This is a genomic window from Streptomyces sp. NPDC104367, assembly GCF_055583825.1.
In genome coordinates, this window is the sequence record NZ_JBVJND010000001.1 from 433,885 (window position 1) to 451,423 (window position 17,539).

The 17,539-nt window shown below is 71.3% G+C and carries 16 protein-coding genes and 1 pseudogene; 11 read left to right on the plus strand and 6 right to left on the minus strand.

The features are described from left to right. Positions 1–24 precede the first annotated feature (24 nt). From ACZ619_RS01935 to ACZ619_RS01945, 3 genes are read left to right on the plus strand one after another with little or no spacing between them, the layout of a single operon-like run. Positions 25–309 (plus strand): phosphopantetheine-binding protein, encoded by a 285-nt coding sequence (locus ACZ619_RS01935; RefSeq protein ID WP_469592969.1) that lies wholly within the window; start codon positions 25–27, stop codon positions 307–309. 3 nt (positions 310–312) lie between these two features. Continuing rightward, on the plus strand, positions 313–1,074 hold the full coding sequence (locus ACZ619_RS01940) for a thioesterase II family protein (protein ID WP_469592971.1): 762 nt from the start codon (positions 313–315) through the stop codon (positions 1,072–1,074). Beyond that, entirely contained in the window at positions 1,071–2,276 is a 1,206-nt protein-coding gene (locus tag ACZ619_RS01945) for an acyl-CoA dehydrogenase family protein (RefSeq protein ID WP_469592973.1), read from the plus strand. Before ACZ619_RS01940 ends, ACZ619_RS01945 begins: the two co-directional genes overlap by 4 nt. Here the strand turns inward: ACZ619_RS01945 and ACZ619_RS01950 are convergent. Then, positions 2,242–3,405, minus strand: a complete 1,164-nt coding sequence (locus ACZ619_RS01950) for an aromatic ring-hydroxylating oxygenase subunit alpha (RefSeq protein WP_469592974.1) — start codon at positions 3,403–3,405, stop codon at positions 2,242–2,244. The two genes, ACZ619_RS01945 and ACZ619_RS01950, sit on opposite strands and share 35 nt — an antisense overlap. Before the next feature lie 245 nt (positions 3,406–3,650). Here ACZ619_RS01950 and ACZ619_RS01955 point away from each other — a divergent pair, with 245 nt between their 5' ends. Then, positions 3,651–5,141 (plus strand): peptide ligase PGM1-related protein, encoded by a 1,491-nt coding sequence (locus ACZ619_RS01955; RefSeq protein ID WP_469592976.1) that lies wholly within the window; start codon positions 3,651–3,653, stop codon positions 5,139–5,141. Positions 5,142–5,371: 230 nt separating this feature from the next. Here ACZ619_RS01955 and ACZ619_RS01960 read toward each other — a convergent pair whose 3' ends face one another. Both ACZ619_RS01960 and ACZ619_RS01965 read right to left on the minus strand, forming a co-directional pair. Then, positions 5,372–7,864 (minus strand): caspase family protein, encoded by a 2,493-nt coding sequence (locus ACZ619_RS01960; protein ID WP_469592978.1) that lies wholly within the window; start codon positions 7,862–7,864, stop codon positions 5,372–5,374. A gap of 13 nt (positions 7,865–7,877) precedes the next feature. After that, positions 7,878–8,753 carry a PGAP1-like alpha/beta domain-containing protein gene (locus ACZ619_RS01965; protein WP_469592980.1) on the minus strand — a complete coding sequence of 292 codons (876 nt, stop codon included), beginning with the start codon at positions 8,751–8,753 and terminating at the stop codon, positions 7,878–7,880. Between the two features lie 316 nt (positions 8,754–9,069). Between ACZ619_RS01965 and ACZ619_RS01970 the strand changes: the two genes are divergently transcribed. Genes ACZ619_RS01970 through ACZ619_RS01980 form a run of 3 tightly spaced genes read left to right on the plus strand, consistent with a single transcriptional unit; the run spans position 9,070 to position 11,254 of the window. Next, a complete protein-coding gene (locus tag ACZ619_RS01970) occupies positions 9,070–10,134 on the plus strand; it encodes a Rieske 2Fe-2S domain-containing protein (RefSeq protein WP_469592982.1) in 1,065 nt (354 codons plus the stop codon). Continuing rightward, positions 10,131–10,301 carry a hypothetical protein gene (locus tag ACZ619_RS01975; protein ID WP_469592984.1) on the plus strand — a complete coding sequence of 57 codons (171 nt, stop codon included), beginning with the start codon at positions 10,131–10,133 and terminating at the stop codon, positions 10,299–10,301. The genes ACZ619_RS01970 and ACZ619_RS01975 overlap by 4 nt, the downstream gene beginning before the upstream one ends. After that, positions 10,298–11,254, plus strand: coding sequence for a PDR/VanB family oxidoreductase (locus tag ACZ619_RS01980; RefSeq protein WP_469592986.1), 957 nt, complete (start codon positions 10,298–10,300; stop codon positions 11,252–11,254). Before ACZ619_RS01975 ends, ACZ619_RS01980 begins: the two co-directional genes overlap by 4 nt. Here ACZ619_RS01980 and ACZ619_RS01985 read toward each other — a convergent pair. Next, positions 11,205–11,951: an IclR family transcriptional regulator domain-containing protein gene (locus ACZ619_RS01985; RefSeq protein WP_469592988.1), complete on the minus strand. Its 747-nt coding sequence runs from the start codon at positions 11,949–11,951 to the stop codon at positions 11,205–11,207. The genes ACZ619_RS01980 and ACZ619_RS01985 overlap by 50 nt on opposite strands. A gap of 189 nt (positions 11,952–12,140) precedes the next feature. Between ACZ619_RS01985 and ACZ619_RS01990 the strand changes: the two genes are divergently transcribed. From ACZ619_RS01990 to ACZ619_RS02005, 4 genes are all read left to right on the plus strand, one after another. Then, positions 12,141–13,106 carry an ABC transporter substrate-binding protein gene (locus ACZ619_RS01990; protein ID WP_469592990.1) on the plus strand — a complete coding sequence of 322 codons (966 nt, stop codon included), beginning with the start codon at positions 12,141–12,143 and terminating at the stop codon, positions 13,104–13,106. A gap of 78 nt (positions 13,107–13,184) precedes the next feature. Continuing rightward, on the plus strand, positions 13,185–13,958 hold the full coding sequence (locus ACZ619_RS01995; protein ID WP_469592992.1) for an ABC transporter permease: 774 nt from the start codon (positions 13,185–13,187) through the stop codon (positions 13,956–13,958). Beyond that, positions 13,955–14,731 (plus strand): ABC transporter permease, encoded by a 777-nt coding sequence (locus ACZ619_RS02000; protein WP_469592994.1) that lies wholly within the window; start codon positions 13,955–13,957, stop codon positions 14,729–14,731. Before ACZ619_RS01995 ends, ACZ619_RS02000 begins: the two co-directional genes overlap by 4 nt. A gap of 24 nt (positions 14,732–14,755) precedes the next feature. Continuing rightward, positions 14,756–15,571, plus strand: a complete 816-nt coding sequence (locus ACZ619_RS02005) for an ABC transporter ATP-binding protein (RefSeq protein WP_469592996.1) — start codon at positions 14,756–14,758, stop codon at positions 15,569–15,571. Here the strand turns inward: ACZ619_RS02005 and ACZ619_RS02010 are convergent. Together ACZ619_RS02010 and ACZ619_RS02015 are read right to left on the minus strand one after the other, a co-directional pair. After that, positions 15,540–15,806: pseudogene (locus ACZ619_RS02010) on the minus strand (discoidin domain-containing protein); the annotation flags it as partial. The gene ACZ619_RS02005 and the pseudogene ACZ619_RS02010 overlap by 32 nt on opposite strands. A 102-nt stretch (positions 15,807–15,908) precedes the next feature. Next, positions 15,909–17,534, minus strand: coding sequence for a glycoside hydrolase family 13 protein (locus tag ACZ619_RS02015; protein WP_469592998.1), 1,626 nt, complete (start codon positions 17,532–17,534; stop codon positions 15,909–15,911). Positions 17,535–17,539: the final 5 nt, after the last annotated feature.

A 17,539-nucleotide genomic window follows, 5' to 3' on the forward strand; every position in this document is an offset into this window, starting at 1 on the left:
CCACCACACTCCCAGGAGAGGACGATGACTTCCCAGGATCCCACGGCTCCGGAGCCCGGCGCCGCACAGGCCCCCGCGCTCACCAGCACGGAGAAGGCACTCGCCGACATCTGGCGCAGTCTGTTCGGCATCGACGAGGTGGGCGCGGACGACGACTTCTTCGACCTCGGCGGCAACTCCCTCACCGCCATCCGGTTCCTGGCACGCGTCGAGGAACGGTTCACCGAGGACGTCCTCCAGCCCGAGACCCTGTACGAGGACCCCCGCCTCGCGAGCCTCGCCAAGGCCATCGACCAGGCGCTGGCGTAGGACGTGCGCCTCTTCGCACCCTTCGGCGACGACACCGCCGACGGCGGCGGGCCGGGGGCCGTCGACACGCGGCTGTACTGCTTCCCGTACGCCGGGGGCGGCACCCACGTCTTCCGCGGCTGGCAGTCCCGGCTCACCTCGCGCGTGCCGGTCGTCGCGGTACGGCTGCCGGGCCGCGAGCAGCGCTTCCGGGAACCGGCCCACACCTCGTGGGCCGGTGCGCTGGACGAGCTGACCGCCGCCTTCGTACCGCTGAGCGGGCAGGGGCCGTACGCGTTCTTCGGGCACAGTCTCGGGGCCCGGCTGGCGTACGAGCTGGCGCACCGGCTGGCCGACGACGGCCATCGCCCTCCCGACCTGCTCGTCGTCTCGGCCTGCCGGGGCCCGGGCAGGCCCGCGCGCCACCCGGACATGCACCGCATGGACGGCCCGACGCTGCGGGCCCGGCTGCGCGAGATGAACGGCGTGCCGCCGGAGGTCCTGGACGACCCGGCGCTCATGGCGCTGCTGGAACCGATGCTCCGCGCCGACCTGCGGCTGGCCGAGACCTGGCAGCCCTCCCCCGGCCGGCTCCCGGTCCCGATCGTCGCGCTCTGCGGCGACCTGGACGACGTCGACCCGTACGAGGACATGCTCGACTGGCAGCACCACACCACGAAGGGGTTCGCCATCCTCTCGTTCCCGGCCGGCCACTTCTTCCTGCTGGAGCAGGAGTCCGCCGTCGTCGACGCCGTCGCCGGCCGGCTGCGGGGAGGCGTCGGATGACGACGGACCTGGCGGCGGCGACCGTCCCGTCCCCCTACCTCACCGCCGAGCACGAGGCGTTCCGGCGCTCCGTGCGCGCCTTCCTCCGGCTGCGGGTCGCCCCCGACGCGGCGGAGTGGGAACGGCAGCGGACCATGCCCCGCCGGATCTGGCACGCCCTGGGCGCGGAAGGGCTGCTCGGCCTGAACCATCCGGTGTCGGCGGGCGGTTCGGGCAAGGACTTCTTCCACTCGGTGGTCTTCCTGGAGGAGCTGGGCCGGCTCGGTTTCGGCGGGGTGCGTTTCGCCGTCGCCCTCCACTCCTACATGGCGACGAGCTATCTCGCCGCCGACGGCTCGGCCGGGCTGCGGGAGCGGTTCCTGCGGCCGGCCGTCGCGGGCGAGCTGGTGGCCGCGCTGGCGATCACCGAGCCGCAGGCGGGCTCCGACCTGTCGCGGCTGGCGTCGACGGTGCGCGAGGAGGGCGACGAGTTCGTCGTCGACGGCGAGAAGCGCTTCGTCGTCAACGGAGGGTTCGCCGACTTCTTCGTGACGGCGGTGCGGACCGCGCCCGGGGCCGCGCCGTCGGGGTCCGCCGGCCGCTCCGTCCACCAGGACCTGAGCCTGCTGGTCGTGGAGCGGGACCGGGCGGGAGTGAGCGTACGCGCCAACGACTGCGCGGCGTGGCGGGCCTCGGCCGTGGCGGACGTCGGCCTGCGCGGTGTCCGGGTCCCCCGTGCCAACCTGGTCGGCCGGCGCCACAGCGGCTTCGTGCAGATCATGAAGAACATGCAGCTGGAGCGTCTCGCGGCGGGCATCACGGCCGTCGGTGCCGCGCAGGAGTGCCTGGAGTCCACCTGGAGGCACCTGAAGCGGCGCGAGGCCTTCGAATCCACCCTCAGCGCCAAGCAGGCCGTACGGCACCGGATGGCCGACCTGCTGACCGAGCTGGAGGCGACCCGCCAGCTCGTCCATCACGCGGCCTGGAGCTACGCCCGGGACCCGCTGTCGATCACCGCGTGCTCGATGGCGAAGCTCAAGGCGACCGAGCTGTCCCGGACCGTCGCCGAGGAGTGCCAGCGCCTGCACGGCGCCGAGGGCTTCGGCGAGGACACCGCGGTGAACCGCGCCGTGCTGGACTCGCGCGCGGCCACCATCGCCGCCGGGGCCAGCGAGGTGATGCGCGACATCATCGCGCAGGGGGGATACGAGGAGTCGCGCTGAGGTACCGCTCGATCGTGTCGTTGTAGACGCGGAGGGCGAACTCCTGGGTGCCCAGGCAGTGTTCCTCGTTGACTCCGGTCGCCAGCCCCCGCTGGATCTCGCGGTATATCTCCAGGTCCTCGTACTGCACCTGATAAGTGAGCTTCCGGTTCTCCTCCCAGCGTTCGGCTTCCTCACCGGTCGCCGAACCGGGAGGCACCAGAAGACGGAGTTTCACCAGGGTCCGGGTCGGGCCGAGCGGGGCCGAGGTGATCCACAGGAAATGGTCGGACTGGTGCAGGACCGTCTCGTTGGGAAAGATCGTGTGGATGACGTTGGCCACCGACAGCAGCCGCCGCTCGCTGCGTTCCGTCCGCGCGATGAAGTTGATGGAACGTTTCGGGAGAACGGAGCGCAGGTGCGGTCCGAAGGAGTCGAAGAAGAAGGTGTTCGTCTCGAAGAGCGGATTGGCGCTCTTCGCGTGCAGGAAGGGGAAGTGGTATCCCTCCAGCGTGCCCTCGACGACAAGTTTCCAGTTTATTTCCCATTCATGGCTCTCGGCCCCGTACACCTCGAAGGCCGCGAGGTCCAGGTCTTGGATGTCGGGCCGGAACTCCCCGAGGAACGCGTCGAGATCCTCCGCCCGCGGCCGGCCCTCGGGCATGAGCCAGACGAACCCGTACGCCTCCACGGAGGGGCAGGCCCCCAGGTTCCTCTTGCCGCGCTCGACGTGGGGGAAGCAGTGCGCGCTGGGGACGGCGATCAGGGTTCCGTCCAGGTCGTAGCGCCAGGCGTGGTAACCGCAGGTGAGGTGGCGGCGCCGGCCGTGGGCTTCCGTTTCCACGCGCGCACCGCGGTGGCGGCAGGCGTTGAGGAGGACCCGGGCGACACCGTCGTGGCCACGGGTGACGATCAGCGGCCGTCCGAAGTGCTCCAGCGTGACGAAACTGCCCGGTTCCGGGATTTCCGAGGAATGAACGAGCATCGAGGGCAGGCTCGTGAAGATGCGTTCGATCTCCTGCTGGTACCACTCGGGTGACCGATAACGCTCCACGCCGACCCGGGTGTCGCTCTCGGTGAGCGGCACACGCTTGTCGCGAAGCTGCTCCAGAGCCCGGTCGAGCAGGCGGAGTTCCTCGTTCCGATCCATGCGGCGAGCTCCCTCGAAGCAACCCACACCTCAACCGGCCAGGCTTCTTTTCAGCTGGCCGTAATGAACGAGAAAAAGACTGACAGACCGGTGGAGCTCCAGACAGATGGGATTTCGGCCAGAATTCCACGGAGACCCCGAAGGCACCATCGCATGCGCCGCGTGGTTACGGTTCCGGCTACGGTGGGGAATGCCGACATCGAACTCCACGGGGAAAGGCAGGTTTCGTGGCAGGCGACGCGGACTTGAACACCGATTTCGAGGAGCTCCAGAAGAAGCTGGTCTCTCCGCTCGACGGCACGGGCCGCCCTCGGCACGTCGTGGTGCTCCCCAGTTTCACCCTGGACCAGGCCGGGATGGCGAAAGTACCGGGCATCATGCACTACGAGGAGCGGCTGCTGTCCTTCCTGCACCTGCTGCGCGACCCGGACCGGCACCTCGTCTACCTCACCAGCACGCCCCTGCCGGACACGGCGGTCGACTACGCGCTCGGCCTCGTGCGCTCGCTGCCGGCCGGGAGCGCCCGCAGCCGGCTCACCCTGCTGGACTGCGCGGACCCCGGCCCGCAGCCGCTGACGCGCAAGGTGCTGCGCCGCCCCGACCTGATCGAGCGGCTGAGGCGGACCCTCACCGACCCGGCGGACGCCTGCGTCCTCGCGTTCAACGGGACGCCCGCCGAGCGGGAGTTCGCCGTGCGGCTCGGGGTGCCGTTGTTCGCCTGCGACCCGGAGCTGGCCTCGCTGGGCTCCAAGAGCGGGGCCCGGCGGCTGTTCGCGGAGGCGGGTGTGCCGGCTCCGGCCGGGGCGGAGGACCTGCGGGACGAGGACGACCTCGTCGAGGCGCTGGCCGAACTGCACGCGTCCCGGCCCGCGTCCGGGCGCGCGCTCATCAAGCTCAACGAGAGCTTCGGAGCCGGCGGCAACGCGTTCTTCGACTTCCGGGGGGCGCCCGGGCCGGGCGGCGTCGAGGCGTGGATCCGGCAGGTGCTGCCCGACCGGGTCGAGTTCGCCACCCCGCCCGACACCTGGGACGCCTACGCGGCCAAGTTCGCCGAGATGGGCGGCGTGGTGGAGGAGTTCGTCACGGGCAGCGAGGTGGAATCGCCGTCGGCCCAGGTGGGAATCGGCCCCTCGGGCGAGGTCCGGGTGCTGTCCACCCAGGACCAGTTCTTCGTGGGCGCCGCCCGGCAGACCTACGCCGGTGCCACCGCTCCCGCCCGCGCGGACTACCGCCACGACCTGCACGGCCTCGCGCTGCGGACGGGACGCGCGCTGGCCGCCAAGGGCGTGGTCGGCATCGCGAGCGTCGACTTCCTCTCGGCGCGGCGGCCGGACGGCGGCTGGGAGCACCACGCCCTGGAGATCAACCTCCGGATGGGCGGGGGAACGGCACCGCTGAACTTCCTCCAGGGCGTGGCGGAGACACGGCTGGATCCGGCGACGGGCGGCTTCCTCACCCCGGACGGGGTGCCGCTGTGCTACGTCGCCACGGACCGGCTGCAGCACGAGCGGTACCGGACCCTGACGGCCGAGCGGGTCCTCGACCTCGTCTCCGCCGAGGGGCACCTGTACCGCGAGCAGGACCGGCACGGCGCCGTCTTCCACATGCTGGGCGCCCTGCCGGAGTTCGGCAAACTCGGCGCCGTGGTCGTCGACCACACCCCCGACACCGCCTGGACCCGCTACCGGGCCGTCACCGCCACCCTGGACAAGGCCTGCGGAGCGACACGCCCCTAGCCCTGGCCCGCGCTGTCGGTCATCGACAACGACGAAGCCTGGGCCGCTCTGCTGAACGGCCCCGAACTCCCGCTCGCGGCCGGTGCGCTGACCACCGTCTCACCGGGGGCCAACCTGCTCCTGCGGCGCGGCGCCCACAGGGCCCTGTGGGCTCTTTGCTGGTACGGCTACTGACGCTGCGGCGGCTGCCAGAGGTGCGATCCGGGCGGCTTGCTGCCGCGTCGGGACAGCTACCGCAGGTACGCCGAGTCGCTACCGCCCATGCTGCGTATTCCTCTGATCTTGTAGGACGCGCGAAAGCCTCCGGGACTCTCGGTCGTAGCGGTCAACCGCCAACCTTCTGGTTGGTCTTCTATGGAGTAGGTGACGGGCTCTTCGCAGCTGATGATCAGGTGGCTCTCCGTCGGATCGAGCGGCGGGGGCCTGAACCAGTCCGTGTGGTCGGGGAAGCGCCGCTCGGTTCGCTCCGCCAGGACATGAGCACCTGTATGACGGGCGCACCTGGCCAGTCGGCCGGCCTCGGTACGTGCTTCCAGCCCAGTGTCGAAGGCTCCGACGTAGAGGCGATACGCCTCCGCGGCGGCCTGCGCCTCGCCGGTGCGGGCCGCATCAAGGGCGTGCAGCAACCGGTCTCGATGGGCTGTCAGAACAAACAACGGATCGAGCAGTAGCGGGTCGAGGTCCCCCGAGGCGGCTGCGTGAGTGGCCAGATGATCCCGAATGTAGGGGTCGACGGCAGGCCAGTCGATCAGTCCGAGGCGCGGTTCGTCCGCGCCGTGCTCGGTGGTGTCGTCCTCCCCGTCCTTGCGATGCCGGGCCGCCGTGAGCAACAGGGAGCGGGTCATGGCCGCCCGTACGCAGGGAGGGGCCATGGCCCTCATCTGCTCCGCGAGCGACTCGTGGGAGAGGCGGTACACGGAACGGCCGTGCGGGTCGAGAGCCTCCACGACATAGGGCGAGGCAGCGTGCAGCAAACGGTCGATGTCGTCGTCGGTCACCCTGTGGTCCAGGATCTCCGTGGCGGCGCGGGACCAGAGGGAGTAGCGGGGCAGTCCTTCCCCCTCGGAGAAGGCCAATGCGGTCAAGAGGGGCAGTGCGTACGGCACTCGGCCCAGGCATTCCCACAGCACCCATCGCAAGGTGGCGGGGATTCCCACGGGATGCCCGCCGTTGGGCATGCCGTGGGAACCCGTGGCAGGGGCATGGGCGAGGGCGCGGGCGATCAACCTGGCTACGAGGAAGTTGCCGTCGGCACACTCGGCGATCTCCGCCGCGAGCGAGTCGACGGTCTCGTCCGACGACGCCGTGTAGGGGCTCGTGCCGTCCGGACCGTCCGGAGACCGGAGCAGGCGTCGGGCCAGGGGGATGAGATCCGCTGAGGTGCTCCACTCGGGTGCGGCGAGGTCCATCAGCGCGAAGCCGGGCCCGAGCGCTGCAACGAACCTCTGGGCGGTGGCTACGAGCAGCCGTACGCACGGCAGTGCCGCCAGCGGGCGCAGCAAGCCGCTCACGATACGGTACGGCTCCTCGTCCTCGTCCCTCGTCGTACCGGCTTCGTCGAGTCCGTCCACGAGGACGGACAAGGGAGCCTGTCGGTGACGAAGCCCGGCCAGCAGGGCTTCCACACCGGTGCCGGACGGGAATCCGGCGGCTCGCGCGATCTCTCCGACCAGCGACGGCAGCAGCACGTGGCGGGCGTGCAGCCTGACGTGGATGACGGGTTCGGTGGCGCCGCCGGCGGTCGGGTCCAGGTGCGAGAGCAGTGCCGACTTGCCCGCTCCGGGCGGCCCCGTGAGCACCAGCGCGCGGGCGGGTCCGGCCGGTGCATCGGTCAGCCATTGACGCAGGTGTCGCAGGGCAGCCGCCCGTCCGACGAGGCCGGGTTCCTGCGTGGAGGGGTCGGCCGTCTCCAGTCGGGCCGACGTCTCGGCCATGTCGGTGCCTTCAGGCGGGGCGTCGGGTCGGAATCGCGGGTTGGGCAGCAAGGTGAATCCCGGGCCGCCCAGCAGCGTGCCCCACGTCGCGTGTTGCTCCGGCGCGATCCTTCCCAGGGTCTCGTTCACGCGGTCCACGAGTTGCTCCAGATAGAGCCGGCGCTGCCGGATCCCGCCCAGGGCGGGGTCGTCGAAAGCCGCGCGCAACGCGTGGGCAAAGGCACCGTCCCGCGCGGTCTCCAGCGACCGGGCGGCCGCGACGACCGAGAACGCGACGATCCGATGCTGGTCGGCTCCTGGAGTCGCTGTCAGTGCCCCGGCCAGGCTGGCCGCGACCTGGCGGATCGTGTTGACGACCCCCTGGGCCGAGTAACAGGTGTCCACGATCAACAGCACCCGGCTGATGCCCGCTTGAACGACGATCCTCACGAGATCCTCGGTCGCGAGACAGGTCGCCGTCGGACGTCGGGCGTCACCATGACTGCACAGAAGGTAGTGCCGCTCGGAGTCGTCGAACTCGCCGTGGCCGCTGTAGTAGAGCACGAGCGGGACATCGGCGTTCGTCTCGTCGCGGTCCGCCCAGTCGGCCAACCCGGCGCGCAGCCCATCGGCGGTGCGTCCGAGCAGCCGTGCACCGAAGCTGTACCCGAGCTTGCCAAAGAGGTCCAGGACGGTGGCCACATCCTGCTCGACGGCGGGCAGCTGCGCTGCGCGCTCGTAGTCGACGTTGCCGGCGGCGACGACGAATCCGGCCGCGCCCTCGGCGAAATCAGGTATCACGTGGGTCATGCCCCGCCCCTCCTCAGCCGCGCAGTCCGTCGGCGATCGCCTCTCCGGTTTCCTTGGCCGTCAGGTGATGCTGGATCGCATGGGCCTGCCAGCCGTTGTGGATCAGAACGTCGCGGATCCGGGACGAACCGTCGCCGAACAGGGGTTCGAGACGTTTCACGAGGGCCACCACATCGCGCTCGTCGCAGAGATTCGTCCAGCGGGACACCCCGGCCGGCCACTGTCCTCGGCGGTTCACCGGCATGGGGTTCAGACGATCGAAAACGACCTGTGGAATGCCGAGAGGAGACCCGATGGTGACCAGGCTGCGCACAGACCAGTCGGGGCGAGGGACGCACAACGCCTCGTAGGCCACCACCGAACCCAGGGAGTGCCCCACCACCACCCTGGTCTGCGGTCCGATGACCGCGGCGATCTCGTCCTGTACCCGACGGCGCGTCTCTTCCTCGGTCAGGTAGCGCGTCACCTGCTTGAGCACACCGATGAGGAAGCGTTGGCCGGCTCTGGCAAGGAACGGCGAGCGGCTCAGCGCGTTCAGCGCCTGCTGCACGATCCTGGGCGTGGCCGCCTTGCTGTTGACCGGTCCGGCCGTGAGCGACCAGGCACCGTCCGCTCGTGTGCCACCCCACAGGGCCGTGAGCAATTCGGCCTCCGGCCCGCTGGAGACGTCACGGAAGGTGTAGGCGTCCTGGCCGCCCTTGGTTCCCTCACCGGGGGTGGAGCGGAACACGTTCCCGTAGAAGGCGACCGCCACCTCCGACGGCTCGACGTCCGGACCTCCGGCATGGCGCAGCCCGTCTCTCACGGCCGCGGCGACTCCGGCGTGGAGGCTGTTGCTCCCTGCGTACTCCTGGCCAACGCCATGGATGACCACCACTTTTGCGCCCACCCGTTCCCCCTGCAGGAGAAGCGACGATCGGCCGAGAGTACTCCGTGGGGTCACCAGGTGGCAGGGCGCGGGGCGGCCGCAGCCGGCACGCTCCGGCGTGCACCCGAAGACTTCAGCGCCCGACGTTCTTCGGCAGGACTGCTTCGGTCCCGCTCTCTTCGTGACCCCAGCCGTGGCGGGTGGCGATCGTGGTGCGGGCCTTCCTGGGCCGACCAGGTGCTTTCCGTAGCCTCTTCCGTGGGGCGGAAGACGGCTTGCGGCTGCGTGGTGGGCTTCCCGAGCATGGCGCCACGAGCCAACGACGGGAGCCGCAAAGATGCCGCACATCGCCGCCTTCGCCAGGAATCAGTGGTATGTCGCCGCCTACAGTCACGAGGTCGGGCGGGAGTTGCTCGGGCGGACGGTTCTCGGGGAGCCGCTCGTGTTCTACCGGGCCGAGGAGGACGGGACGCCCGTCGCGCTGAGCGACCGCTGTGTGCACCGGCGCTACCCGCTCTCGGAGAGCGGGCTCGACGGTGACCGGATCGTCTGCGGGTACCACGGGTTCACCTACGACCGGACCGGCACCTGCGTGTACGTGCCGGGGCAGAAACGCGTCCCGCGCACCGCCCGGGTCGCGTCCTACCCGGTCGTCGAGCAGGACTCGCTCGTGTGGGTGTGGGTCGGCGACCCGGCGCTCGCCGACGCGCGGGCCGTACCGCGCGCGGCCCACCTCGACGCGCCCGGCTGGACGACGGTCCGCGGCATGGAGCCCATCGACGCCGACTACGGCCTCCTCGTCGACAACCTGCTCGACCTCTCCCACGAGACGTACCTGCACGGCGGCTACATAGGCACCCCGGAGGTCGCGGAGACGCCCATCACCACCGAGGTCGACGAGGGCGCGGGGATCGTACGGGTGAGCCGGCACATGGACGACGCCGAGTGCCCGCCGTTCTACGCCCGTTCGACCGGGATCGAGGGCCGGATCACCCGCTGGCAGGACATCGAGTACCACGCGCCGTGCCTGTACCTGCTGCACAGCCGGATCGCGCCGGCCGGGGTGGTGCCCCGGGCCGACGGCAGTGACCCGGACGGCTTCCACACCGAGATCACCTACGCGATCACCCCGTCCTCGGACGGCAGGGTGTACGACTTCTGGATGGTCTCCCGGGACTGGGCGACCGAGGACGAGGAGGTCACCGAGTTCCTGCGGAGCAACAACCACACGGTGGTCATGCAGGACGTCGACGCCCTCAACCTCCTTCAGCGGACGCTGGGTTCGGAACGGTCCGGCTACCAGGAGCTCAGCATCAACATCGACACCGGCGGCCTCGCCGCCCGCCGTATCCTCGCCCGGCTGGTCGAGGAGGGCGACAAGCCCGTGGAGCGGGCGCTGTGAGCGCTGGGACCGGCGAGGTCTACCGCGTCGACTGGCTGCCGGGCACCGACGTGCTGCACGGCACCTGTCACTGCGGCGCCGAGCACACCGCCGAGGACCCGGTCGAGATGTGGGAGTGGATGCTCGGCCACCCCGTGGGACACCGGCCGCCGGGGAGCGGCGCATGAGCACGTACGAGGCCGAACTGGTCGTGACCGAACGGGTGCCGGCGGCCGAGGGGGTCGTCGCCCTCGCCCTTCGGCACCCGCTCGGCGAGGAGTTGCCGCGGTGGGAGCCCGGGGCGCATGTCGACCTCGTGCTCGGCGCGGAGCTGGAGCGGCAGTACTCGCTGTGCGGGGATCCCGGGGACCGTACCGTCTGGCGGGTCGCGGTGCTGCGCGAGCCTGACGGACGGGGCGGCTCCGCCCACGTCCACGGACAGCTCGGCGTCGGCGACAAGGTGCGGGTGCGCGGACCGCGCAACCGCTTCCGGCTGGAGGCGGCGCCCCGCTACCGGTTCGTCGCGGGCGGCATCGGCATCACCCCGATCCTGCCGATGCTCGCCGCCGCGGAGGCCGCCGGCGCCGAGTGGACGCTGCTGTACGGCGGCCGGACGCGGCGGTCGATGGCGTTCACCGGGGAGCTGGCGCGCTACGGCGGCGAGCGGGTCACCGTCGTCCCGCAGGACGAGGCCGGGCTGCTGGACCTCGGCCCGGTGCTGGACCGGGTCCCGGAGGGCACGCTCGTGTACTGCTGCGGTCCGGGGCCGCTGCTGGACGCGGTCGAGGAGCGCTGCCGGGCGGAGGTGCTGCGGGTCGAGCGGTTCCGGCCGAAGGAGCACCAGCCGGACGGGGAGCAACAGCCTTACGAGGAGCGGGAGTTCGAGGTGGTCCTGGCGCGCAGCGGTCGTACGCTGACCGTCGCACGGGGGGTGTCCGTGCTCGACAGCGTGCGGGCCGCCGGGGTCGAGGTGCTCTACTCCTGCGCCGAGGGCACCTGCGGGACATGCGAGACGGACGTCCTGGAAGGCGACCCGGACCACCGGGACTCGGTGCTCACCGAGGAGGAGCGGGCGGCCGGGGAGACCATGCTCATCTGCGTCTCGCGGTGCCGTGGGGGGCGTCTGGTGCTGGATCTGTGATCCGCAGGTCCGCCTCGATCCGCGCCACGGCCGCCAGCAGGTGCGGCAGCGGGTCGCGGCGGGCCGGCTCGGCGGACATCCGGGCGCAGTGCGCCATCACGGTCACCGCGGCCGTCACCAGGCCGCTCCGGTCCCGTACCGGGGCGGCCAGCGTCGTGACACCGTCCTCCGGGTCGCCCTCCCGGAGCGCACTGCCCTGACGGCATATCAACTCGTCCTCGGACGAGCGGGGTTGCGGGCCGTGGGCGAGCAGGAGCCGTCCCGCCGCCGTGTCCCGGGCCGGGAAGCGGGCGCCCACCTCGATCGTCGCCGCCATCACCCGCCGGGCCGGCACCCGGGCGACGCAGACCACCGCGGCACCGTCCAGGACGCACAGCGCCGCCGACTCCCCCACCAGCGCGACGAGTTGCTCCAGGTGGGGCCCGGCGAGGCGCGGCAGGTCGAGGCCGGAGAGATAGGCGTGGCCCAGCTCCAGGATGCGCGGGGTGAGGCGGAAGCGGCGGCCGTCCGAGGTGACGTAGCCCAGGTCGGCGAGGGTGAGCAGCAGGCGGCGGGCGGCAGCCCGGGTCAGGCCGCAGGCGCGGGCCACCTCGCTGAGGGTGCGCGCCGGATGCTCGCCGTCGAAGGCGCGGATGACGGCCAGGCCGCGCTCGAAGGACCTCACGAAGTGCGGTGCACGGGCGTCATCGCTCGACATCGGCGTCTCCCCGGTTCGACACGGAGAACACGGTGAGAGCGCGGTTCGATAACTGTCAACAATTTTGTCAGCTAAAACCATTGACCGGGTCGTCGGGCCGGTTCTACTTTCCCGCTGAGCACCATCCGAGCACCATTGTGCGCACAGCGCACAGCCTGTCGGAACACCGTTGTCTGCACAGGAGGAGCCATGCGTCGTCTGCTCGCCGGCCTGACGGTCGGTACTTTCCTGCTCACCACGGCGGCCTGCGGCTCCTCCGGGGGCTCGTCGTCCGCCTCGCCGTCGTCGGGCGGCACCACCACCGTCAAGGTGGGCATCATCCCCATCGTCGATGTCGCCCCGCTCTATCTCGGCCAGAAGGAGGGCTTCTTCGGCAAGCGCGGTCTGAAGCTGTCGATGTCGCTCGCGCAGGGCGGCGCGGCCATCGTGCCGGGTGTGACGAGCGGTCAGTTCCAGTTCGGCTTCTCGAACATGACCTCGCTGATGATCGCCGAGTCCAACAACGTGCCGGTGCAGGCGATCGCCAACGGCGTGGCCTCGACCGGCGTCCAGGGCAAGGACTTCGGCGGGCTCGTCGTGAAGAAGGGCAGCAGCATCACGTCGGCCAGGCAGCTGGAGGGCAAGAAGGTCGCCGTCAACACGCTGAAGAACATCAACGAGACCGCCGTACGCGAGACGGTGCGCAAGGCGGGCGGCGATCCGGACAAGGTGCAGTTCGTCGAGCTCGCCTTCGACCAGATGCCGGCCGCGCTCGACAAGGACCAGATCGACGCGGCGATGGCCGTCGAGCCGGCCCTCGCGACCATGAAGGGCCAGGGCGCCACGGAGATCGCCTCGCCGCTGGTGGACGTGGCGGAGAACCTCACCGTCGCCATGTACTTCACGTCGGCCTCGTACGCGAAGCGGAACCCGGCCGTCGTGAAGAAGTTCCAGGCGGCCGTCGCCGAGTCGCTGACCTACGCCGACGCGCACCCGGACGAGGTCCGGCAGATCGTCACCACGTACACCAAGACCCCGGCGGACGTGCTGGCGAAGGTGACGCTGCCCAAGTGGCCCGCGGAGGCGAACCGTTCCTCGATCGAGGCGCTGGAGAAGCTGAGCGAGCAGGACGGCCTCTTCAAGACGGCTCCCGACCTCGACAAGCTGCTGCCGTGACGGACCCGGCCCGAAGGACCCGCCCCGAAGGACCGCCCGGAGGAACTGACATGAAGGACCCGACATGAAGGACCTGGCATGAAGGGTCTGAACACCGCACTCGGTGCGGCCGGGCTCGCGGCTTTCCTCGCCCTCGGCGAGGCGGTGCCGCGGCTCGGCCTGGTCGAGGCGGACTACTTCCCGCCGACCAGCCGCATCGCCCGCTCCCTCGCCACCGAACTCGCCGACGAGGCCTTCTGGTCGGCGCTCGGCGACACCCTCGTCGGCTGGGCCGTGGGCCTGGCCGTCGCGGTCGGCGCCGGCATCGTGGCCGGCGTCGTCCTCTCGGTCGTCCCCCATCTGCGCCGGGCGACCGCCTCCACCGTCGAGTTCCTCCGCCCGATCCCCTCGGTCGCCCTGATCCCGCTCGCCGTCCTGCTCTACGGCACCGAACTGCGCTCCGTCCTCCTCCTCGTCGTGTACGCCTCCTTCTGGCAGGTGCTGGTCCAGGTGATGTACGGCGTCCAGGACGTCGACCCGGTCGCCGAGGAGACGGCGCGGTCGTACGGTCTCGGCACCTGGGCCCGGGTCCGTCATGTGCTGTGGCCGACCGCGCTGCCCTACGTCATGACCGGCGTCCGGCTGGCCGCCGCGGTGGCGCTGATCCTCACCATCACCGCCGAACTGGTGATCGGCGCACCGGGGCTGGGGCAGCAGATCGCGGTCGCCCAGGCCTCGCAGGCGGTCCCGGACATGTACGCCCTGATCGTGGTGACCGGTCTGCTGGGCCTCCTCATCAACGTGGGCGCCCGGTCGGTGGAGCGCCGGGCGCTGGCCTGGCACCAGTCGGTGCGCGGGGAGGTGGCGGTGTGAGAAGTGTCCTGCTCCGGCTGGTCCATGCCCTGGCCCTGCCCGCCGTGCTGGTCGCGCTCTGGTGGGCGGCCTCCGACGGAAGCACGGACGTCTACTGGCCGCCGCTGCGCACCATCCTGAAGACCTTCCCGGACGTCTGGACCGGCCGGCGGCTCCACGACGACCTGCTGCGCAGTGTGCTGCGGCTGCTCGCCGGCTACGCGGCGGCGGCCGTCGCCGGCGTGGCCCTGGGCACGGTCATCGGCTCGTACCGCCGGGTGCGGGCGGTGTGCGAGCCGGTCCTGGAGTTCCTGCGGGCGGTGCCGCCGCCGGTCCTGGTCCCGGTCATCATGCTGTTCGCGGGGATCGGCGACACCATGAAGATCGTGGTGATCGCCAGCGGCTGCGTCTGGCCGATCCTGCTCAACACGGTCGAGGGCGTCCGGGCGGTCGACCCGGTGATGGCGGAGACGGCCCGCTCCTACGGCATCACGGGGACGGCCCGGCTGCGTACGCTGGTGCTGCGTTCGGCGAGTCCGCAGATCTTCGCGGGCCTGCGGCAGGCGCTGTCCATCGGGATCATCCTGATGGTCATCAGCGAGATGTTCGCGGCCAGCAACGGACTCGGTTTCACCATCGTGCAGTTCCAGCGCGGGTTCGCGATCCCCGACATGTGGACCGGCATCCTGCTGCTGGGCCTGCTCGGTTTCGTGCTGTCGGTGGTCTTCCAGGTGGTCGAGCGACGGGTGCTCGGCTGGTACCACGGGCTGCGGGCGACGACCCGGCGGCCCTGAGTGAGCATCGTGGAGGGGCGGGTCATGCTCGACGTACGCGGCCTGAAGAAGGTCTACGAGGGGTCCGGGCGCCGCATCGAGGCGGTGCGGGACCTCACCTTCACCGTGGAGGCGGGTGAACTCGTCTGTCTCGTCGGCCCGTCGGGCTGCGGCAAGACCACACTGCTGAAGTGCATGGGCGGCCTGCTCGCCCCGACCGGCGGCGAGGTCCTCCTGGAGGGCCGCGCGGTGCACGGGCCGCCGCCCGGGATGGCGTTCGTCTTCCAGGAGTACGGCCGCAGCCTGTTCCCCTGGATGCGGGTCGCCGAGAACGTCGAACTCCCGCTGAAGCAGAAGCGCCTGAAGCGGGAGCGGCGCCGGGAACTGGTCGCCGACGCCTTGCGTTCGGTGGGCCTGGAGGACGCCGCGGGCGCCTACCCGTGGCAGCTGTCCGGCGGTATGCAGCAGCGGGTGGCGATCGCCCGTGCCCTGGCCTACGAGCCCCGGGTCCTGCTGATGGACGAGCCGTTCGCCGCCGTCGACGCCCAGACCAGGGCCGACCTGGAGGACCTGGTCCGGGGGCTGTGGCGGGAGCGCGGGATCACCATCCTGTTCGTCACCCACGACATCGACGAGGCGGTCTACCTGGGCCAGCGGGTGATCGTGCTGTCCGCGTCGCCGACCGTCGTCCAGGAGCAGCTGAAGGTCGATCTGCCGGACGGGCGGGACCAGTTGCACACCCGCGTCGCCCCGCGCTTCGCCGAACTGCGCACGCATGTCTACGAGCAGATCCAGGCGGCCAAGCGCGGGGGGACGCGGCAGGACGCGCTCACGAAGTCCGATACGCCTCCACCTCACTGAACTGGCCCGCGGGCCAGCCGTCGTTGGCGCTGACGGTGAGCCGCAGATAGCGCAGGTCCGCGGAGCCGGGCAGGGCGACGGTGACGGTGTTCCCGGTGGCGGGGTCGAAGCGGTAGCCGGTGGCGCCCGCCACGGTCGCGTAGCCGGAGCCGTCGGTGCTGCCCAGCACGGTGACGGTCTGGGTGCGCGCCGCCCACGCGGTGGACGGCGGCAGCTTCAGCACCAGCCGGCGGACCCCACTATTGGCATGCTCCTGACAGATCTGGCGTTGGTGCGCTGCATGGGCCGGTCCCTTCGGGTGGGGGTGAACGGGGATGGCGCGAGCGGTACCGGCGGCTCAGCCCGTCAGCCAGGCCGCCGTGTCCCGCGGAAGGCGGCCCTCGTCGTCCAGCGGGCCGCTGGTGAGCAGGGGGCGGGTGCCCGCGGGGAGAGCGGCGGGGGCCGCCGCGAGGTTCACCACGCAGGCCGGGCCCCCGGCCCGGACGAAGGCGAGGACGCCCTCGGGGGCGGGCAGCCAGGTGAGCGGGCCGTCGCCGAAGAGCGGGCGCAGCGCGATGGCGCGCCGGTAGAGGCTGAGCATGGAGCCGGGGTCGTCCTCCTGCCGGTCGACGGCGTACGACGCCCATCCGGCCGGCTGCGGCAGCCACGGCTCCTCGCGCGAGCCGAAGCCCGCGTAAGGCGCCCCGGCCGCCCAGGGCAGCGGCACCCGGCAGCCGTCCCGGCCGGGGTCGGTGCCGCCGGAGCGGAAGTACATCGGGTCCTGGATCCGGTCGGCCGGGATCTCGGCCTCCGGCAGCCCCAGCTCCTCCCCCTGGTAGAGGTAGACCGCGCCGGGCAGCGCCAGGGACAGCAGGGCGGCAGCACGGGCCCGGCGGGTCCCCAGCGCGGGGTCGGCCGGGGTGCCGAAGGCCTTCGCCGCGAAGTCGAAGGCGGTGTCCGCGCGGCCGTACCGGGTGACCGTGCGGGTCACGTCGTGGTTGCACAGCACCCAGGTGGCGGGGGCGCCGACCGGGGCGTGCTCGGCGAGCGTGGTGTCGATGGATGTACGCAGCCGGGCCGCGTCCCAGGGGCAGGACAGGAAGGCGAAGTTGAAGGCGGTGTGGAGTTCGTCGGGGCGCAGGTAGCGGGCGAAGCGTTCGGCGTCGGGGAGCCAGACCTCGCCGACGAAGACACCGCCGTACGCGTCGGCCACCGCCCGCCAGGAGCGGTAGACGTCGTGCAGGTCGTCGCGGTCGACGAAGGGGTGCGGTTCCGGGTGGGCGGCCAGGTCGGGCAGGTCCGGGTCCTTGGCGAGCAGGGCGGCGGAGTCGATGCGGACGCCGGCGACACCCCGCTCGAACCAGAACCGCAGGATGTCCTCGTGCTCCTGGCGCACGGCCGGGTGGGCCCAGTTGAGGTCGGGCTGCTCGGGGGTGAAGAGGTGGAGGTACCAGTCGCCGTCGGGCAGCCGGGTCCAGACCGGTTCGGTGGAGCCGACGAACTGCGACGGCCAGTCGTTGGGCGGGAGTCCGCCGTCCGGGCCGCGGCCCGGACGGAAGTGGAACAGCCCGCGCTCGGGGCTGCCCGGTCCGGCCGCCAACGCCGCTCGGAACCAGGGGTGTTGGTCGGAGACGTGGTTGGGGACGATGTCGACGATCGTGCGGATGCCCAGCTCCGCCGCCTCGGCGACGAGCTTCTCGGCCTCGGCGAGGGTGCCGAAGGCCGGGTCGACGGCACGGTAGTCGGCGACGTCGTAGCCGCCGTCCTTCATGGGTGACAGGTACCAGGGGTTGAACCACAGCGCGTCCACGCCCAGTTCGGCGAGGTACGGCAGCCTGGCGCGGACGCCCGCGAGATCCCCCGTGCCGTCGCCGTCGCCGTCGGCGAAACTGCGGACGTACACCTGGTAGATGACGGCCGAGCGCCACCATTCGTGGTCCTCGTGGTCCTCGTGGTCCTTGCGGGCATGGCTGGGCTGTCCCACGGTGC

What these genes read in the sequence shown, in the direction of transcription:
- ACZ619_RS01935 (WP_469592969.1), top strand. Translation starts at nt 25, where the DNA reads ATGACTTCCCAGGATCCCACGGCTCCGGAGCCCGGCGCCGCACAGGCC.
- ACZ619_RS01945 (WP_469592973.1), top strand. Translation starts at nt 1,071, where the DNA reads ATGACGACGGACCTGGCGGCGGCGACCGTCCCGTCCCCCTACCTCACC.
- ACZ619_RS01950 (WP_469592974.1), bottom strand. Translation starts at nt 3,405, where the DNA reads ATGGATCGGAACGAGGAACTCCGCCTGCTCGACCGGGCTCTGGAGCAG.
- ACZ619_RS01960 (WP_469592978.1), bottom strand. Translation starts at nt 7,864, where the DNA reads ATGACCCACGTGATACCTGATTTCGCCGAGGGCGCGGCCGGATTCGTC.
- ACZ619_RS01970 (WP_469592982.1), top strand. Translation starts at nt 9,070, where the DNA reads ATGCCGCACATCGCCGCCTTCGCCAGGAATCAGTGGTATGTCGCCGCC.
- ACZ619_RS01980 (WP_469592986.1), top strand. Translation starts at nt 10,298, where the DNA reads ATGAGCACGTACGAGGCCGAACTGGTCGTGACCGAACGGGTGCCGGCG.
- ACZ619_RS01985 (WP_469592988.1), bottom strand. Translation starts at nt 11,951, where the DNA reads ATGTCGAGCGATGACGCCCGTGCACCGCACTTCGTGAGGTCCTTCGAG.
- ACZ619_RS01990 (WP_469592990.1), top strand. Translation starts at nt 12,141, where the DNA reads ATGCGTCGTCTGCTCGCCGGCCTGACGGTCGGTACTTTCCTGCTCACC.
- ACZ619_RS01995 (WP_469592992.1), top strand. Translation starts at nt 13,185, where the DNA reads ATGAAGGGTCTGAACACCGCACTCGGTGCGGCCGGGCTCGCGGCTTTC.
- ACZ619_RS02005 (WP_469592996.1), top strand. Translation starts at nt 14,756, where the DNA reads ATGCTCGACGTACGCGGCCTGAAGAAGGTCTACGAGGGGTCCGGGCGC.